We start from the raw sequence: 17,741 nt of genomic DNA on the forward strand, positions 1-17,741 counted from the left end.
CGATTTTTTGGTTTCATAGATGATTATTAAGCTGCGTCAAAGCGTTTTTGTGCTTCGTCCCAGTTCACCACGCTCCAGAATGCTTTGATATAGTCTGGGCGTTTGTTTTGGTATTTTAGGTAGTAAGCGTGCTCCCACACATCCAAACCAATGATCGGCGTACCTTCGCAGCCTGCAACTGCAGTACCCATCAATGGGCTGTCTTGGTTAGCCGTTGAAACGACAGCAAGCTTATCGCCTTGCTTAACTAGCCATGCCCAGCCTGAACCAAAGCGAGTCGCTGCCGCTTTTTCAAACTGCTCTTGGAATGCTTCTACCGAACCAAAATCACGCTCGATGGCTTCTTTAAGTGAGCCGCCAAGTGTGGTGCCAGTTTTTAGGATTGTCCAAAATAGGCTGTGGTTGGCATGACCGCCTGCATTGTTACGCACGCCAGTTTGTTTGTCAGCTGGTAGCTTGTCTAGGTTTGCGATCACTTCTTCGGCTGACTTGTCCGCCCACTCAGTGCCTTCTAGCAAGCCGTTGGCATTATTCACATACGCTTGATGGTGGCGTGAATGGTGGATTTCCATGGTTTCTTTGTCAAAATGTGGCTCTAGTGCGTCGTAGCTGTAGCCTAGCTCAGGTAGAGTAAATGCCATTGCGGTATTCCTTCTTTGTTGATTCGTTGATAAATTTGCGAACACTGCCAAATGCCGTTGTCCGTCCTTTCAATATATAGCCATTGGATGACAATTTCAAGAAAAAACTGCAAAAATACCAAAAGAACTTCATCCATCCGCTGTCGGATTGATGGCGGATATGTCATGCCAAGTGATGAATTTTTATGATCAAATAATTGATTTTATTGTATTTTTTAAATTTTATTTGGCTTGATTTTGGCTTTTTTCATGATATAATTTTTCATTTTATCATGCCGACATCCACCAGACGCCCCCTTGACCATATCGCCATCAGTACGATGGTGGTATGCTGTTTGTTTCTTGGATTGAGCAATATCGCCATCAAGCTCAGCCACCACGAAATCTCGCCAGTGATGCAGCTGTCGATGCGTTCGCTGTTTGGTTTGCTGATTTTGCTTGGCTTTATGGTGTACCAAAAAGAACTGCGGTTCAATCCCAAACAAATCAAGCTTGGGCTATTTGTCGGTGCATTGTTCGCTTTTGAGTCACTCTTGGCAGGCGAGTCGCTACGCTATACCAGTGCATCTCGCAGTGTGGTGTTCTTATATACATCACCCCTATTTTCGGCGTTGTTTTTGCATTTTTTGGTCAAAGATGAACGGCTGTCTTGGGTGCAGTGGCTAGGCATGGGGCTTGCTTTTGGCGGGATTGCGGTGGCGTTTTTGCTGTCATCACAGGCGGGTGGCTCGCTACTAGGTGATGGCTTAGCATTGGCGGCGGGCTTGTCGTGGGGCTTGACAACGGTGATTATCCGTATGACAAGCCTTGGTACACTGCCTGCCAAACAGGTGCTTGCCTATCAGCTGTTTGCCATCGCTGTATTACTGTGGCTATATGCGATAGCGACCGATCAAGCGGTGATGAATTGGCAAACTGCCAGCGTGCTTAGCGTCGGATTTCAAGCGGTATTTGTGGCGTTTTTAGCGACGGTGGCATGGTTTTGGCTCTTGACTCGCTATCGCTCAGCAGATATTGGGGCGTTGATTTTGATGACACCGATTTTTGGGGTGGCACTGGGTGCGTGGATTTTGGGCGATGAGATGACCACAAGCTTTATTGTCGGAGCGGTGATGGTGCTGGTTGGGATTGTATTGGTCGGACGGCGAGTGAAAGCAGCTTGATTGTTTTTTGATGATTGATGATTAAGGGCGTATTGTTTACGCCTTTAAAATCACGCCAACAACATCGGCAACGCCGTCAATACCGCCACCAAAGCAAACATATAACGCCCTACCCAGACATTATGACGAAATGCAGCAAAACACGCCAAACGCTCACGGTCTTTGATCAAATTATATTGATAAATAAATTTACCAACCACAGGCAATAACGCCACGCAAATCCACACAGCATCAAGCGTATCGCCATAATAATGCACCAACGCCACCGCCATTAAGCCGACAAATAATGCCTTTAATAGCACGATGATCGCCACATCATATTTGCCAAATAAAATCGCCGTTGATTTGACCCCGATGATCATATCATCATCACGATCGCACATCGCATATTGCGTATCATACGCCACCGTCCAACACATATAAGCCACGAACAGCACCCATGTCCACACATCGGTATGTCCTTGCGCGGCAACGAACGCCATCGGTATCGCCCAGCCAAACGCCGCAGCAAGCACCACTTGCGGCAGATGTGTATAGCGTTTCATAAATGGATAAACGAACGCCAACACCACCGCTCCAAGCGACCAATAAAACACCGCAACTGGCAAGAAAAACAGCAGGCACGCGGATAATAATGACAAACCCACAAAGGTATAAAGCGCAGTTTTGGCGGACAATCGTCCATCGGCAAGCGGGCGAGTGTTGGTGCGCTTGACATGACCATCAACTTTACGATCGGCAAAATCATTGATCGCACAGCCCGCCGCACGCATCAAAATCGCCCCAAGCGTGAAAATAACAAACACCTTCAAACTTACCATCTGCTCTTGCCCAACATACGCCATCAGCACTGCCCACAGCGTCGGATACAAGAGCAGCTCTGTACCGACAGGCTTATCAAAGCGTGTCAGATGTAGCCATGCGATGAACTTATCGCGGGCGATCATAGGGTGATTAGTGTGGTGGTTTTTCATTAGGCTACTGAATTATCAACTATAGGGTGTTTGTGATATTGATCAAACCGCACTGCGTCATTTTGCCATGATTGTATCGGTGCTTGCTGTGCCAAATGCGGCGCACTCACGGGTCGCTTGATAATCACGCGCCCCTCATCATGGATTAATTGTACAGCATGGTTTAATAATTGTATCTCATCATCATGGCTTGGTGGCGCGACAAAAGCGTGCAAGGCTTGCATCGTTTTGCCCACCTTAGCACTGTAGCTGTCCTGCGGAAACATCGGATCAAGATAGACCAGATCACAGCTTGCACGCACATCCAGCACATTGCCATGATAAATCTTAGTACGCGATAACAAACCTTGCCAATTGGCATTCGACTGCATTCTGTGATGTTCATGCATCAGCATCAGCGCCATGATGGGATTATTTTCACACATCATCACCATCGCGCCAGTGCTTGCTAATATTAGGCTATCATGCCCAAAGCCTGCCGTGCCATCGATCACGCTTTGTCCTGCCGCAAGCTTGGCTGCTTGTAAGAGCAGCTCGGATTTGCGCCCTGCAGTGACGATGCGCTTGGTGAGTGTGTGCCATTCATTACTGACCTTGATCAGCTCGCCATCCTTGTACTGCACGAGTGATAATTTATCTTTTTCAAACAATAACGCTTGGCTGATGTTATGCTCAGTAAAAGCAAAGCCTAGGTATTTATTATTAAGCTTAGATAAAATAATTGGCTCAATATTTAGTGGCATCCCATCCGCCATTGCCATCACTTTGACAATGTCATCTAAATGGGTACAAAAAATCGGTAAATCCGCAGCCATCTGCATTGATCAGCCTTGAATCTGATAACCAAACCCAAAAAACGCAATCAGCACAATCACGCCTGTGATGATACGCAGCCAAGCAAAAATCATAAAGTCTTTTTTCGACACCCACGCCACCATCAGACGAATGCACAGCAAGGCAACGATGAATGACACCAGTGTACCAATGCCCAAAATCGCCCAGTCGCTGCCTGTCTGTAGCGTGTCTTTATGCTTGATCAGATCCAATAATGCCGCACCGATGATGACAGGGATGCCTAAGAAAAACGAAAACTCAGTCGCTGCCTTGCGCGAAGTGCCAAGTAGCAACGCGCCAATGATGGTTGCCCCCGAACGACTCGTGCCTGGAATGAGTGCCAGACATTGGCACAGACCAATGTACAGTGCGGTCTTAAAGCTGATGTTCTCAGCTTCATCAGCGATGATTTTGCGGGGAGTTTTCTCAGCATAAATGATCAGTAGCGCACCGACGATCAGCATCGTCGCCACCACCAACGGATGAAACAGCACAGCCGTGATGGCATTAGCAAAAGTAAAGCCCACAAGCATCACAGGAATGGTCGCAACAATCAAGGCAAGCCCAAGCTGACGCGGACGCTCAAGCCCTTCGGCTTTACCTGTCACAAGCCCCATAAAGGCATTCCACAATCTGCCCCAATAGTCATAAATCACCGCCAAAATCGCCCCAAGTTGGATAAAGACGATGAACAAATTGCGAAATTCACCACTCAAAAAATTCATCACATCGGCTGATAAAATCAAATAACCCGTGCTAGAAATGGGCAAAAACTCAGCAATGCCTTCAACAATACCCATGATGACGGCTTTGATAATCAGCAAAATATCCATAGAACAACCTAAAAATTAACCAAATAATGGCAAATGATAACGCACCAAGCTGAAATAAAGCTTAAATAAGGTGCTAAACTTAGTTTTGTGGTTTTGATAACTTTTACATTTGGACAAAAACTGAGTATAAACTAACTTTTGCCTTGCTCAGCCAAGGTTTTCCACGCATTATCACGCAGATAAACGGGCAATGCCTGCTCAGCACTCACCGCTTGCCCTGCTTGATAAGCAATTAACCCTAAGCGTGCAATATCAATGGCAGCGGGCTTTAGATCTGTGATTTTGGCGGTTTTAGCCGTATCAATCTGTAGCAAATCCACGCCATCACCGACCGCGACATCACAGATGATAAGACTGTCATAATCAGACAGACTCTCATCACCGATGATTGTGCCATTTTCACGATGTAGCGCACCATTTTTGACAATAAATCGCCCATGATACACTTGATTTTGGCGTGCATCCATCACTGCTGCAATGATCGTATCATCTGCCAAGCTTTCTTGATGACAAGCCGTATCAGCAAGTGCAGCAAGGCTTGAGACGCCCACGCAAGGCAAATCTGCCGCCACTGCCAAAGCTTGCACCACCGCAGTATTGATACGAATGCCGCTGAATGCCCCCGGTCCGCGGTTGAACGCCAAGCAGTCAATTTGGCTCAATGATAAACCTGTCGCCGCCAATGCATCATCCACCATGCCCAAAATCAGCTCAGTCTGTCCGCGATTGCCCGCCACTGTCTTATGATACAACACGGCATTATCACGCACGATCGCCACCGAACACTGCTCAAACACCGTATCAAATGCCATCAAAATTGCCATGACAAAAAGCTCTCAAAATCAATAAAATGATAAAACGAAAAACCGTTCGCCAAATGGAGAGCGGTTTTTCAAATCAATCACAGCTACAGCCAATCAAAAACGCTTTTTAAATTGTGGTGGCAGCTGACCGCCCAATTCTTGCATTTTTTTCTGCATTTCTTCCATGCTTGGCATATCATTTGGGTTCAAGCCCAGATCCTGCATCGATTTTTGCATCTCTGCCATGCTTGGGGCAGCGCTCGCATCACCGCCTTTATTGCCAAACAATGGGCCGCCGCCTGACATACCACGCGTCAAACCTTGCACAGCTTTCATCATCTTACCGATGCCATCTGGACGACTGATCATTTTCATCATTTTTGCCATCTGCTTGTGCTGCTTGAGTAGGCGATTGACATCTTGGATTTGGCGACCAGAACCTGCCGCGATACGACGCTTACGGCTTGGGGTAATGCGATCAGGATTTTGGCGCTCAAATGGGGTCATTGAGTGAATCAAGGCTTCCATTTCTTTGATTTTCTCTTCAGGCTTAGCTTCTGCCATCGCCTTTTGGATGTCCGCACCGCCAAGACCTGGCATTTTATCTAGAAAACCTGCCATGCCGCCAAGATTACGCATTTGTTGAAATTGGGTCAAAAGATCTTCAAGGTCGAACTCGCCGCCTTTTTGCATCTTTTTCGCCATTTTTTCGGCTTTTTCACGGTCAAGTTTTTGTTCAACTTCTTCGACCAGACTCAGCACATCACCCATACCCAAGATACGCTGGGCGATACGCTCAGGGTGGAATAATTCAAGCGCATCCAGCTTCTCACCACGACCCAAGAACTTAATCGGCTTACCGGTAATCGCACGCACCGACAATGCCGCACCACCGCGCGCATCACCGTCTGTCTTGGTCAAGATCACACCTGTCAAAGGCAGTGCATCATTGAATGCTTTAGCGGTATTTGCCGCATCTTGACCTGTCATCGCATCGACGATGAACAGCGTCTCGACAGGATTGACCGCCGCGGCAAGCTCTTTGATCTCATCCATCATCTCATCGTCGATGTGCAAGCGACCTGCGGTATCGATAATGAGAATATCTTGATATTGTAATTTCGCTTCATTAATCGCACGATGCGCGATGTCGATCGGCTTTTCATCACTGCTTGATGGCACAAAGCTTGCCTTAACCTGCCCTGCCACCTGCTCAAGCTGCTTGATCGCTGCAGGACGATAGACATCGGCAGAGACTAGCATGACTTTTTTATTTTGTTTTTCTTGTAAAAACTTAGCAAGCTTACCTGCTGTCGTCGTCTTACCCGCACCTTGCAGACCTGCCAGCAGATACACCATCGGCGGCTTGCCAGTCATCTCAAGCGTCTGATTGGCGCTGCCCATCATCTCAGTCAGCTCATCATAGACGATTTTGACAAAGGCTTGACCAGGTGCAAGCTCTTTTAGGACATCTTGACCCAAAGCCTGCTCTTTGACCCTGGCGACAAAATCTCGCGCCACAGGCAGTGCCACATCCGCTTCTAGTAGCGCCATGCGCACTTCGCGCAGTGTGTCTTTGATGTTATCTTCGGTCAGCTGACCTGTGCCTGCGATATTACGCAGACTGCCCGAAAGTCGTTCTGTTAAGGTATCAAACATTGCTTTTCCAATCTTTTCAATGGGCAAGGTTGTGTGTCTTGCCAAAACTAGTGCTACAAATAAACGCTATTTTATGCTAAATTAGGCAAATATTCCAATTTAATTGCACAAATCTTGTCAATATCCACAAATTTTTGTCTTTTTTGCCAATTTTACCCATAAAACCACAGGCAAATCGGCAAGTTTTGCATCATTTGACAAGACTCAAGGGGTCACTGTGCTTTTTATATACCTATCGTGTGTGGCGGTGTATGCAGCGGCAAGCATCTATTTACTTGCTTGTCTTGCCAAAGACCGTCCGATTGCCAAAGTCAGCTTGCTAAGCCTGCTTATTATCGCGCTTATCTTGCATGGCGCTGTGCTGTATCCTGAAATTGTGACAAACTATGGGCTGAATTTTAATCTATTTAATACTTTGAGCCTTACCAGTTTGTTTTTTGTGCTGTTTTATGTGCTGTTTGGCTTATATCGCCCTATTCTAAGCCTTGGCGTGCTTGCTGTGCCATCAGGACTGCTTGGTATCAGCTTAGGCTATTTTGGCAAGGCAGACTATCAGCCAATCTCTGATCTGTCTGCAAGCTTGCAGGTGCATATTTTATTGTCTTTTGCTGCTTATTGTGTGCTTTTGATGGCGGCGGTGCAAGGGATTTTGCTGCGCTTACAGATCCGCGAACTCAAGCATCAGACTATGCACCGTTTTTGGGTGTCGCGCCTGCCATCACTGCAGAGCATGGAAGGCTTATTGTTTGATATGATTGCGCTGGGTTTTGCGATTTTAAGCCTTGCTTTGGTGCTTGGGTTTATTGCCACTTATGACATCATGACGCAGCATTTGGCGCATAAGATGGTGTTTAGCCTGATCAGTTGGCTTGTGTATGGCATACTGATTTGGGGGCATTATCGCTATGGCTGGCGTGGCAAGCGCGCGGCAAGCTTTGCCATCTATGGCTTTGTGCTACTGGCAGTGGGCTTTGTCGGCTCAAAGGCGGTGATGGAACTGTTATTAAGCTAGCCACAACTTGTAGAATATCAATCAGCCCAAATAGACAAATTTGGGCTTTTTTGTAAAGTGCTGATACATATTTTGTTACAATTATCATCCTTGAAATTTGATGGTTGATTTCTGAATACAAATTATTTATTGGAAAATCCCATATAAAGGCGAATTTTTAAACAGAATATTGCTTATTTTCCCAAGCTTTGCACCTTGTTTTTGCTTTGGTATTTATAAGCTAAATCTAATCTTGCCATTGTGTTATTTTTTGTAACTTGATGATATTTTTTACTAGCCATTCATATTTTTATGCTATACAATGCGTTTCAAATTTCAACTTCACTTACGATTATGACTATTAAAATTAACAAAATCGCATTAAGTACCCTATCTATCGCACTACTAAGCACGACTGCTATGGCAGAAGTGACCACCACAACGATGCCTGCTGGCGGCGTAACCGTGTCAATTCAACCAAGCAAAACCCCAAATAAGGCTGTCTTGACCCAAAGCCAAACCACAAGCTACGCTACTGCAGCATTGTCAAAGTACACTTCTAGCAACCAATCATCAACTCCGAACTACTCAGCATTCACATCATCGCATTGGGATACATCATACAGCAGCTATGGCTCTGGTCGTGATGCTTATGATGATTTGATCCGCCAATCGGCCTCGCGTTATGGCGTCGATCCTGCGTTGGTAAAAGCGATCATCCATACCGAATCTACCTTTAATCCAAGCGCGCGCTCACCAGTAGGCGCAATGGGTCTGATGCAGTTGATGCCAGGCACTGCAAGCGATATGGGTGTGTATAATGCCTATGATCCTGCTGAGAACATCGATGGCGGTACTAAATATCTAGCCTACCTACAAGGCATGTTCAGCAATCCAAATCATGTGATCGCTGCCTATAACGCAGGTCCAGGTAATGTGCGCAAGCATGGTGGCATCCCGCCATTCCGTGAGACGCGCAACTATGTTCAAAAAGTCAATGAGCGTTATAACAACATCTATAGCCTAGATGCCAGCCTATATCAAGGCTTTAACGGTTCACGCACTACCCTTGCGATGAATACACCGCCAGCATCGACCACCATCTCACAAACCAGTCAAGTACTGGGTTCAGGTGGTAGCTATGCCACCCCACAAAATCCAAATGTCGGCTCAACCAGTGGACGCGTTTATATCTCTAGCCGCTGATTGATCCTAGCAAGAGTTACATAAACTGTATGCAACTCTTGCAGTTACAAAACGCTTTGTCAGTTTTTTGTATATTAAGGCAAAATTTAGAGAACTTTCTCAAATTTTGCCTTTTCTTTTGGGCAAATATCCCTATAATACTCTACACCCATGTTTAATTTTGTTTTTAAAAGGAAAAGCTTCTTATGATGCGAATTGGTTTATTTTTATTAACCAACTTGGCTGTCATGATCGTCTGCGGCATTGCATTTTTTGTCATTTCTAGCGTCTTTGGACTTGGCAGTGTGCACGGCAACGGCGGTTTGAACCTTGCTTCATTGATGGTACTGTGCCTTGTGTGGGGCATGGGCGGTTCATTGATTTCGCTATTTATGTCAAAATGGATGGCAAAAAAATCAACAGGCACGGTCGTGATCGAAACACCGAGCAATGGCACTGAACAGTGGCTTGTTGATACCGTTGCACGCCAAGCGCATGCGGTCGGTATCCAAATGCCTGAAGTGGGTATTTTTAATTCAGAACAGCCGAATGCCTTTGCAACTGGCTGGAATAAAAACAACGCCCTAGTCGCTGTCTCAACAGGTCTGATTCACACCATGACCCCTGATGAGGTCGAAGCAGTACTGGCGCATGAGATCGGTCATGTGGCAAATGGTGATATGGTAACACTTACGCTAATTCAAGGCGTGGTCAATGCCTTTGTAATGTTCTTTGCACGCATCATCGGTAACTTCGTCGATCGCGCGATCTTTAAGAACGAAGGTGATGGTCCAGGTATTGCTTATTTCATCACCAGCATGGTCATGGATATCTTGCTTGGTATTTTGGCATCAGCGATCGTCATGTGGTTCTCGCGTCTGCGTGAATACCGCGCTGATGAGATGGGCGCACGCTTAGCCAGTCGCGATAAGATGATCAGCGCACTAAACGCCCTACGCCCTGCTGCTGAGCGTCCTGATCAAATGCCTGAAGCAATGAAAGCATTCGCGATCTCATCAGGCACTTCACAAGGCTTTAGCTTTGCCAATCTGTTCCGCTCACATCCGACACTTGATGATCGTATTGCAGCCTTGCAGAAATTTCAAGGTTAATTAGCCAATACCATTCACCAAAAAACAAGCTGCCATCATATGATCGCGGCTTGTTTTTTGTGCTATTTTTCAGCAGCTTAAACCATAGTCAAACAAATTTGAAATAGGGCAAGGAAAACGAGCGAAATTTTACAAGTAGTACCACAAGCGAGTTTGACGCAGTATTATTTCAAAGTTGGCAGACTATGTTTCACCACTTCAAACTTAAGCTTATCCCCATCCATCACTACATCAACTTTACCACCATCAACCAAATCACCAAACAGTATCATCTGTGATAATGGTTTTTTCAGTTCAGTTTGAATCAGTCGTGCCATTGGGCGCGCACCCATCAGTCGATCATATCCCTTATCAGCAAGATAAGCACGCACCGCATCCGACACGCTCAAGACGACATTTTTATCAAGCAGCTGTGTTTGCAGTTCTGTGATGAATTTATCCACCACCGAACCGATCACCGATGGATCTAGCGGTGCAAAATTAATGATGGCATCTAAGCGGTTGCGAAACTCTGGGCTGAATGTACGCTTGATCGCTTCGGTATTATCCGACTGATAATTTTGCTCAGTAAAGCCCATCGAATTTTTGCTGATCTGATCTGCGCCGACATTGGTAGTCATGATGAGAATCACTTGGCGAAACGACACCGATCGCCCATTATTATCCGTCAGCGTGCCATGATCCATCACTTGTAGCAGCAGGTTGAACACATCGCTGTGCGCTTTTTCGAGTTCATCGAGCAGTAGCACACAATGCGGATGCTGATGGATTTTCTCGGTCAATAGCCCACCTTGATCATAGCCGACATAACCTGGTGGCGCACCAATCAGTCGCGATGCCGTATGCGCTTCCATGTATTCACTCATATCAAAGCGCACCAACTCCACGCCAAGCAAAAAGCTTAACTGACGGCTGATCTCAGTCTTGCCCACACCTGTCGGTCCTGCGAATAAAAACGACCCGATCGGCTTATCAGGATGATTCAGCCCTGAGCGCGCCATGATGATCGCATCGCTCAATGCGGTGACGGCTGCATCTTGCCCAAAGACCACTTGCTTGAGATTTTTCTCAAGGTTTTTTAGCGCCGATTTATCATCACGGCTCACGGTCTTGGCAGGAATACGCGCAATCTTGGCAACAATGGTCTCAATCACAGACACATCGACGACGGCGGTCGCATTATCGGTTTGTGCTTGTAGTTTGAGATATGCGCCTGCTTCATCGATGACATCGATGGCCTTATCAGGCAAGAAGCGCTCATGAATGTGCTTATCTGCCAAGCGCACCGCCGCATCGATTGCATCATCGGTATAGCTGACCTGATGATGGCTTTCATAATAACCTTTTAGCCCTTGTAAAATCGCAATGCTATCAGCGATGGATGGCTCTTGAATGTCGATTTTTTGGAAACGGCGAGACAACGCATGATCTTTTTCAAAAATCTGTCGATACTCGACCACCGTCGTTGAACCGATACAGCGGATTTCTCCCTTGGCAAGTGCAGGCTTAATCAGATTGGACACATCCATGCTGCCATCCTGCGAGCTGCCTGCACCGATGACCATGTGAATTTCATCAATGAATAAAATGGCATCAGGCAAGTTTTTCAGCGCATCCAATAAGGATTTCATCCGCGCTTCAAACTCACCGCGAAACTTCGTACCTGCGATCAGCGCACCCATATCAAGGCTATAAATCGTCGCATCAGCAAGCGGTTTTGGGGCTTTATCATGGACAATCAGCCACGCCAAGCCTTCAGCGATAGCAGTCTTACCCACACCCGGATCACCGACCAATAGCGGATTATTCTTGCGTCTGCGGCACAGAATCTGCGCCGTACGCTCAATCTCATCACCGCGCCCCACCAGCGGATCGGTTTTGCCAAGTTTGGCTTGTTCATTGAGATTGAGCGTATATGCCTGCAGCGGATCTTGCTTGTTTTTACCACTTTTCTCATCACGATCAGCATCGCCATGCAGCGCATAATCGACCAATTTACTACGATTAATCACCGAAATCTCACGCATCACGCTCAAAATATCCACGCCAGATGACTGAAGCAGCTCATTGGCAAAGCTTTCTTCTTCCTTAAAAATCGCCACCAATAAATCCGTCGGCGCAACTTCTTCACCGCTTTGTGATGATTGCACCTGCCAAATGGCGCGCTGAATCACACGCTCAAGGCTCTTGGTCGGCATCGGCTCGCCGTCGCGCTTGGGGATATAGTCTGCCAAATACTCTTTTAAACTGCCCAAGATCGCCTTGGTATCCGCATCACACGCTTCTAAAATCTGCACACAGTTTTTGTCTTTTAATAAGCCTAGTAACAAATGCTCAACGGTGACGAACTGATGAGACTGGCGTTTGGCATATTCATACATGAATTCTTGAATCGCCAAAAAATTTTGGTCAAACATATAAATCCTTGATTTTTAAATACTTTTTTAGGCTTTTTCGATGGTGGTCAAAAGCGGATATTGCTCTTGTTCGGCAAGCATGGTCACTTCATCGACTTTCATCTCAGCGATGTCAAAAGGCAATAACGCCACCACCACACGCCCTGTTTCGTGGATTTTCATCATCAAGCGATACGCTTCATCCATGTCATGATGAAAAATCTCAACCAGTACATACACCACAAATTCCATCGTTGTATAATTATCATTGTGCATCACCACCGCATACATCTGCGGATGCTTGCGCTTGGTTTGACTCACGGTCAGCACATCACTTTGGCTGTCGGTTTGTACATCATAATCATTAGGTGCGCTCATGATTGACATCATCCCTTATCAGTTTTTTAAAGTTTTTGAGCAATAAAAAAGCCATAAGCACGCGGCACATCACCCAACACGCTTATGGCATTATTTTAAATTAATTGATTAGTCTTGTTTGACAATTGGGCGATTGCTGGCGTTCGGCATTTCAGCTAATGAAGTCGGTGCATCGCTGATGATTTTGCCAATTTGCCAGTTGTACAGCTGCTGCACTTTTTGTGTGCCTGCCATCAGCTCGATCTTCATCTGCTTAGGCTCAAAGCCTTCAGGCATGATAAAGCGGCCGCGGATATTCGCCACGCCATTGATATCATAGCTTGATGGATCAAGTGGAATCTCAACCATACTGGTAGCATTCAGCAGTGTCAATTTAGGAATCATTTTCACCGCTTTGCCCGAGACATCGATCATCGAGACATCAAAACGATATTCATAGGTATTTTGTGGCAATGAAATGATCTCAGACGCCATGATATTCAGCGCCACGCCGCCTTGCTCTGCCACCGATGCTTTGAGCAGTTCATTGACCTGCTCTAGCTGTAGATTGGTGGTTTTTAACTCTTCATATTCGCCGCGCAGTCGCTCAAGATTCGCCATGCTGATGTCGCGCTCTTGGCGTGCCGTGGCAGCATCTTGCTTCAGCTGTGCGTTTTCTTTGCTCAAAACTTGGCTGTCTGCAGTGGCTGCAGCGACTTGTGGAATGTTCTCGGCAGCGTCCGCCACACCTTGGCGAAAGCCGAATTTAAAGCCAATCACCGCCACCACCAACGATGCGAAAATCAACGCCAACATGAACAGAGCCAAAATCTGCCCTGTCGCCCCACGCTCATGACGAGCCTTAGAAAATGAAAAATTATTTGGCATGAGTTACCCAAACCATTGTGTCTAGAAAAATGCCACTTATTATAGCAAAATTTGCGCGATTGCATACGCTTGTTTTGCGATGATATACGAAATTTTACAATTCATTCTCATTTGGCGAATGGTTGGCATGGGAAAAATGGCTAAATATTTAGAATAAGATGGGTCAAGTGGTTTAAAAATTTAGGTCATTAAATGTTCGCTTTTAAAAAACCCATCATCAGCCTTGATACAAATCCACCACTTTACCAACGATAATAATCGCGGGTGCAGATACGCCGCTTTCTTCTTGCTTGGCAACAATATTTGCCAAAGTCCCAGTCAGCACCGCTTGATTGGGTAAGCTTGCGTTCGATACGATGGCGACAGGCAGATCGCTTGGCAAGCCTTGCGCGCTTAAGTTCTCGACAATCTTCGGCAAGGCGTGTAACCCCATATAAAACACCAAAGTCTCATCGGCTTGGTACGCACTTTTTAGCCCATCAAAGGCTTCATTGGTCTTGTAGCACCCTGTCAAAAATCGCACCGAAGTCGCCACACCACGATGGGTAAGCGGAATGCCTGTACTGCTGCTTGCTGCCAATGCCGCCGTAATGCCGCTGACCACTTGGTATGGCACGCCTGCTTGTCGGCACGCGAGCATCTCTTCACCGCCACGCCCAAAGACAAAAGGATCGCCACCTTTTAGACGCAGTACGCGATGCCCTGCTTTGGCATATTTGACCAATAAGGCATTAATTTCATCTTGGGTTTTGGCGTGGTCTTGGCGTTTTTTACCGACGAAGATTTTTTGGCTATCACGGCGGCACAGATCCAAAATCTCAGGCGATACCAAAGCATCGTACAGCACGACATCCGCCTGCTGCATGAGTCGCAATGCCTTGAAAGTCAATAAATCTGGGTCGCCTGCACCTGCGCCGACGATATATACTTCGCCCTGCTTGTCGTTATTTTCGATAAAATCACTTAATTCAGTATCAAGCTCACCGACGGATTGATCCACCATCGCACGACCAAATACCGATTCCCAAAAATAGCGGCGCTCGGTGATGGTCGGCAGTTTTTCTTTTACCGTCGCGCGAAACTCGCCTGCTTTGGCAGCAAGCTTACCTAAGCCACTTGGCAATACACTCTCAATCTTGGCGCGAATCAGTCGCGCAAGCACAGGCGCTTTGCCATTGCTGGACACGCCGATGACCACAGGATCGCGATCGACGATGGCAGGGAAAATAAAATCACACAGCGCAGGCGTATCGACAACATTAATCGCGATACGGCGCGCTTGACAGTCACCATGCACCAAGACATTCACCGCATGATCATCGGTCGCAGCGATGACGATGCTTGGCTGATGGGCATCCAAATCAGTGGCATCGTAGCTTTTTTGATGGATGATAGCTTGATGATTATTTAGAAATTTAACAAATTCATCATCGAAATTTTTCGCGATTACCACAAGCTTTGCCCCTGCCTTTGCCATCAGCATCGCTTTACGATGTGCGACATCGCCGCCGCCGACGATCAGCACGGTTTTATTTGCTAGGTCAAAAAATAAGGGCAAAGTCTTCATGGTAATATCTTTTTTTATTATTAAATTATATTTATCATTAGCTAAATAATGGCAAACGGCTGATCGTTTCACCATCATAACCTGTGGCAAGATCTTGTAAGGTTTTGGTCAAGGTCGCAAGCTTTGCTTCTTCGACCAAAAACGCCGTTGCACCTGATTTGACAAAATAATTCGCCTGATCCAATGCAAAATCACCAGCGACGATGATCTCGCCTGCAAAACCCTTGTGTCGTGCGTGGCGGATTAGGCTAAACACGCGACCATCTTTAAAATCCGCTAAATTAAACAGCAGTGACGCAGGCGCAGCTTGTACTGCCGATTCGATCTCATCTGGTGTGGTGTCTGCGCTCAAAGCTGCCACCAATTCTTCTTCACTGATCGCCACAGCTTCGGTGCGCGCATCGCTATATACTTTCGTTATGCTCATGATGATTCCTTACTATTTCTTATCAATGATCAGCTATAGACTGCCGCTTTGAATGGTGCAATACCCAGTCGCTCTACCGCTTGGGCAAATGTCTCGATATGCTCATCGCTTTCGATGCGGTTGGTTTTATAGACATCCACGATGGTGGCGATGGTCTTGGCAACTTCATCAGCAGCGACCGCACGGCCTAGGATATCACCAAGCTTAGCATTCTCACCTGAGTTGCCACCTAGGCTGATTTGATACCAATGCTCGCCTTTTTTGTCCACGCCCAAGATGCCGATATCACCGACATGATGGTGCGCACACGCATTCATACAGCCTGACATATTTAGGCGGATTTCACCCAGATCATAAAGATAATCTAAATCATTGAACTGCTTCTCGATCGATTCTGCGATGTTATGCGTCGTGGCATTTGCCAAAGCACAATAATCAAAACCAGGGCAGACGATCATATCTGTCAGTGTGCCGATGTTCGCGCGTGCAAGTTTTAGCGCAACCAATTTTTGCCACAAGGCATATAGATCACTGATTTTGACATCAGTCAATACAAGGTTTTGATGATGTGTACCGCGAATCTCGCCAAGGCTGTATTCATCAGCAAGATCAGCCAGAGCAAACATCTGCGCATCGGTGATATCGCCTGCTGGCACATAGGCATCGCCCACCACGCCTGCTTTTAGCGAGATGACCGCTGCACGATAGCCGTTCACCTTATGCGCGACCGTATTATGCTCATACCAGTTTTTAAAATCAGTATCTTTAAAAAATTCGTTCAATGATTCTTGCGCTGCCAATGGGTCGATTTGCTCATAATTTGGCTCAGTAAAGTAGCTTTGCGCCTTAGCAAAATGCGCGTCGGTCAAAGTCAGCTCGCCATCTTTGCTAAATTGCCATTCTTCTTCGACCTTTTGGGCAAACACATCTTTACCCAAACTTTCTACCAAAATCTTGATACGCGCCTTGTATTTATTATCACGGCGACCTTCTAGATTATACACACGCAAAATCGCATCCAGATACGACAGCAGATGACGGCGTGGCAAAAATTCATTAATCACCTTGCCAATGATTGGCGTACGGCCAAGACCGCCACCAACCAGCACTTCAAAGCCAATCTCGCCATCACGCTCAACCAAATGCAAGCCGATATCATGCACCTGAGTGGCTGCGCGGTCGGCCTTAGTGCCAATCACGGCAATCTTAAATTTACGCGGCAAAAACGCAAATTCAGGATGGAAAGTACTCCACTGGCGGATGATCTCGCAATACGGACGCGGATCGGCGATCTCATCGGCATGAATGCCTGCATAAGGGTCGGTCGTGGTGTTACGAATACAGTTGCCCGATGTTTGGATCGCGTGCATTTGATTGGCGGCAAGCTTGGCAAGAATATCAGGCACTTCTTCAAGCTTCACCCAGTTGAGCTGCATATTGGTGCGCGTGGTAAAATGTCCATAACCGCGGTCATAATCGCGCGCAATCTCAGCAAGTGTGCGCAGCTGATTGCTTGACATCAAGCCATAAGGAATGGCAATACGCAACATCGGCGCGTGACGCTGAATATACAGACCGTTTTGTAGTCTGAGTGGCAAAAACTGCTCTTCAGGCAATTCGCCCGCCAAAAAACGCTTGGTTTGATCGCGGAATTGGGCGACGCGTTCATCGACCAGTTTTTGGTCAGCATAGCTGTATTGATACATGATTTTTCCTTTGGCTTGTCGCTAATTGGTTGAATAACTTATGGAATATTTTTATTGCATCATGTTATAGCTTACAGGCACAAATTTAAAATTCAAAAATGGAATATCGGTAGATGGTTTGGGAAATTATAAAGGTTTTTTATCGCGTCATTTGCAAATAAATTGATAACAAAAAAAGGCAAGCCATCGCTCACCTTTTTTACTC

Annotated in this window: 16 protein-coding genes; 4 read left to right on the forward strand and 12 right to left on the reverse strand. The window is 46.4% G+C overall.

Features of this window, described 5'->3' with window-relative positions:
• Nucleotides 1-26 precede the first annotated feature (26 nt).
• The gene (gene sodA, locus NKU06_RS00555) at nt 27-641 is read right to left on the reverse strand and encodes a superoxide dismutase [Mn] (protein ID WP_253223863.1); all 615 of its coding nucleotides are present in this window, start codon (nt 639-641) and stop codon (nt 27-29) included.
• 272 nt (nt 642-913) lie between these two features.
• Between sodA and NKU06_RS00560 the strand changes: the two genes are divergently transcribed.
• Entirely contained in the window at nt 914-1,804 is an 891-nt protein-coding gene (locus NKU06_RS00560; RefSeq protein WP_253223864.1) for a DMT family transporter, read from the forward strand.
• 50 nt (nt 1,805-1,854) lie between these two features.
• Here the strand turns inward: NKU06_RS00560 and ubiA are convergent, their stop codons facing one another.
• The 5 genes from ubiA to ffh all read right to left on the reverse strand — a co-directional run bounded on the left by ubiA (nt 1,855) and on the right by ffh (nt 6,907).
• On the reverse strand, nt 1,855-2,778 hold the full coding sequence (ubiA, locus tag NKU06_RS00565) for a 4-hydroxybenzoate octaprenyltransferase (RefSeq protein WP_254731536.1): 924 nt from the start codon (nt 2,776-2,778) through the stop codon (nt 1,855-1,857).
• Nucleotides 2,778-3,599, reverse strand: coding sequence for a class I SAM-dependent methyltransferase (locus NKU06_RS00570; protein ID WP_254731538.1), 822 nt, complete (start codon nt 3,597-3,599; stop codon nt 2,778-2,780). Before NKU06_RS00570 ends, ubiA begins: the two co-directional genes overlap by 1 nt.
• Nucleotides 3,600-3,602: 3 nt before the next feature.
• Nucleotides 3,603-4,445, reverse strand: a complete 843-nt coding sequence (locus tag NKU06_RS00575; RefSeq protein ID WP_254731540.1) for an undecaprenyl-diphosphate phosphatase — start codon at nt 4,443-4,445, stop codon at nt 3,603-3,605.
• Nucleotides 4,446-4,576: 131 nt separating this feature from the next.
• Nucleotides 4,577-5,257, reverse strand: coding sequence for a tRNA (adenosine(37)-N6)-threonylcarbamoyltransferase complex dimerization subunit type 1 TsaB (tsaB, locus tag NKU06_RS00580; RefSeq protein ID WP_254731542.1), 681 nt, complete (start codon nt 5,255-5,257; stop codon nt 4,577-4,579).
• Between the two features lie 105 nt (nt 5,258-5,362).
• Nucleotides 5,363-6,907 carry a signal recognition particle protein gene (gene ffh / locus NKU06_RS00585; RefSeq protein WP_254731544.1) on the reverse strand — a complete coding sequence of 515 codons (1,545 nt, stop codon included), beginning with the start codon at nt 6,905-6,907 and terminating at the stop codon, nt 5,363-5,365.
• 217 nt (nt 6,908-7,124) lie between these two features.
• Here ffh and NKU06_RS00590 point away from each other — a divergent pair, with 217 nt between their 5' ends.
• The 3 genes from NKU06_RS00590 (at nt 7,125) to htpX (ending at nt 10,195) form a co-directional block, all read left to right on the forward strand.
• Nucleotides 7,125-7,919 (forward strand): inner membrane protein YpjD, encoded by a 795-nt coding sequence (locus NKU06_RS00590; RefSeq protein WP_253223870.1) that lies wholly within the window; start codon nt 7,125-7,127, stop codon nt 7,917-7,919.
• Nucleotides 7,920-8,252: 333 nt separating this feature from the next.
• Complete coding sequence (locus tag NKU06_RS00595; RefSeq protein ID WP_254731546.1) at nt 8,253-9,104, forward strand: lytic transglycosylase domain-containing protein; 852 nt, start codon at nt 8,253-8,255, stop codon at nt 9,102-9,104.
• Between the two features lie 185 nt (nt 9,105-9,289).
• Nucleotides 9,290-10,195: a protease HtpX gene (gene htpX / locus NKU06_RS00600; protein WP_254731547.1), complete on the forward strand. Its 906-nt coding sequence runs from the start codon at nt 9,290-9,292 to the stop codon at nt 10,193-10,195.
• Between the two features lie 164 nt (nt 10,196-10,359).
• Here htpX and clpA read toward each other — a convergent pair whose 3' ends face one another.
• From clpA to NKU06_RS00630, 6 genes are all read right to left on the reverse strand, one after another.
• Nucleotides 10,360-12,612, reverse strand: coding sequence for an ATP-dependent Clp protease ATP-binding subunit ClpA (clpA, locus tag NKU06_RS00605; RefSeq protein ID WP_254731549.1), 2,253 nt, complete (start codon nt 12,610-12,612; stop codon nt 10,360-10,362).
• 27 nt (nt 12,613-12,639) lie between these two features.
• A complete protein-coding gene (locus NKU06_RS00610; RefSeq protein WP_254731551.1) occupies nt 12,640-12,969 on the reverse strand; it encodes an ATP-dependent Clp protease adaptor ClpS in 330 nt (109 codons plus the stop codon).
• Nucleotides 12,970-13,077: 108 nt separating this feature from the next.
• Nucleotides 13,078-13,836: a hypothetical protein gene (locus NKU06_RS00615; RefSeq protein WP_253223875.1), complete on the reverse strand. Its 759-nt coding sequence runs from the start codon at nt 13,834-13,836 to the stop codon at nt 13,078-13,080.
• A gap of 217 nt (nt 13,837-14,053) precedes the next feature.
• Nucleotides 14,054-15,403 (reverse strand): siroheme synthase CysG, encoded by a 1,350-nt coding sequence (gene cysG / locus NKU06_RS00620; protein WP_254731553.1) that lies wholly within the window; start codon nt 15,401-15,403, stop codon nt 14,054-14,056.
• Nucleotides 15,404-15,440: 37 nt separating this feature from the next.
• The gene (locus NKU06_RS00625; protein WP_253223877.1) at nt 15,441-15,830 is read right to left on the reverse strand and encodes a DUF934 domain-containing protein; all 390 of its coding nucleotides are present in this window, start codon (nt 15,828-15,830) and stop codon (nt 15,441-15,443) included.
• 29 nt (nt 15,831-15,859) lie between these two features.
• A complete protein-coding gene (locus NKU06_RS00630; RefSeq protein ID WP_254731555.1) occupies nt 15,860-17,536 on the reverse strand; it encodes a nitrite/sulfite reductase in 1,677 nt (558 codons plus the stop codon).
• Between the last annotated feature and the right edge of the window lie 205 nt (nt 17,537-17,741).

The sequence above is a fragment of the Moraxella sp. FZLJ2109 genome (assembly GCF_024296965.1).
In the GTDB taxonomy this organism is placed as follows: Bacteria; Pseudomonadota; Gammaproteobacteria; order Pseudomonadales; family Moraxellaceae; genus Moraxella.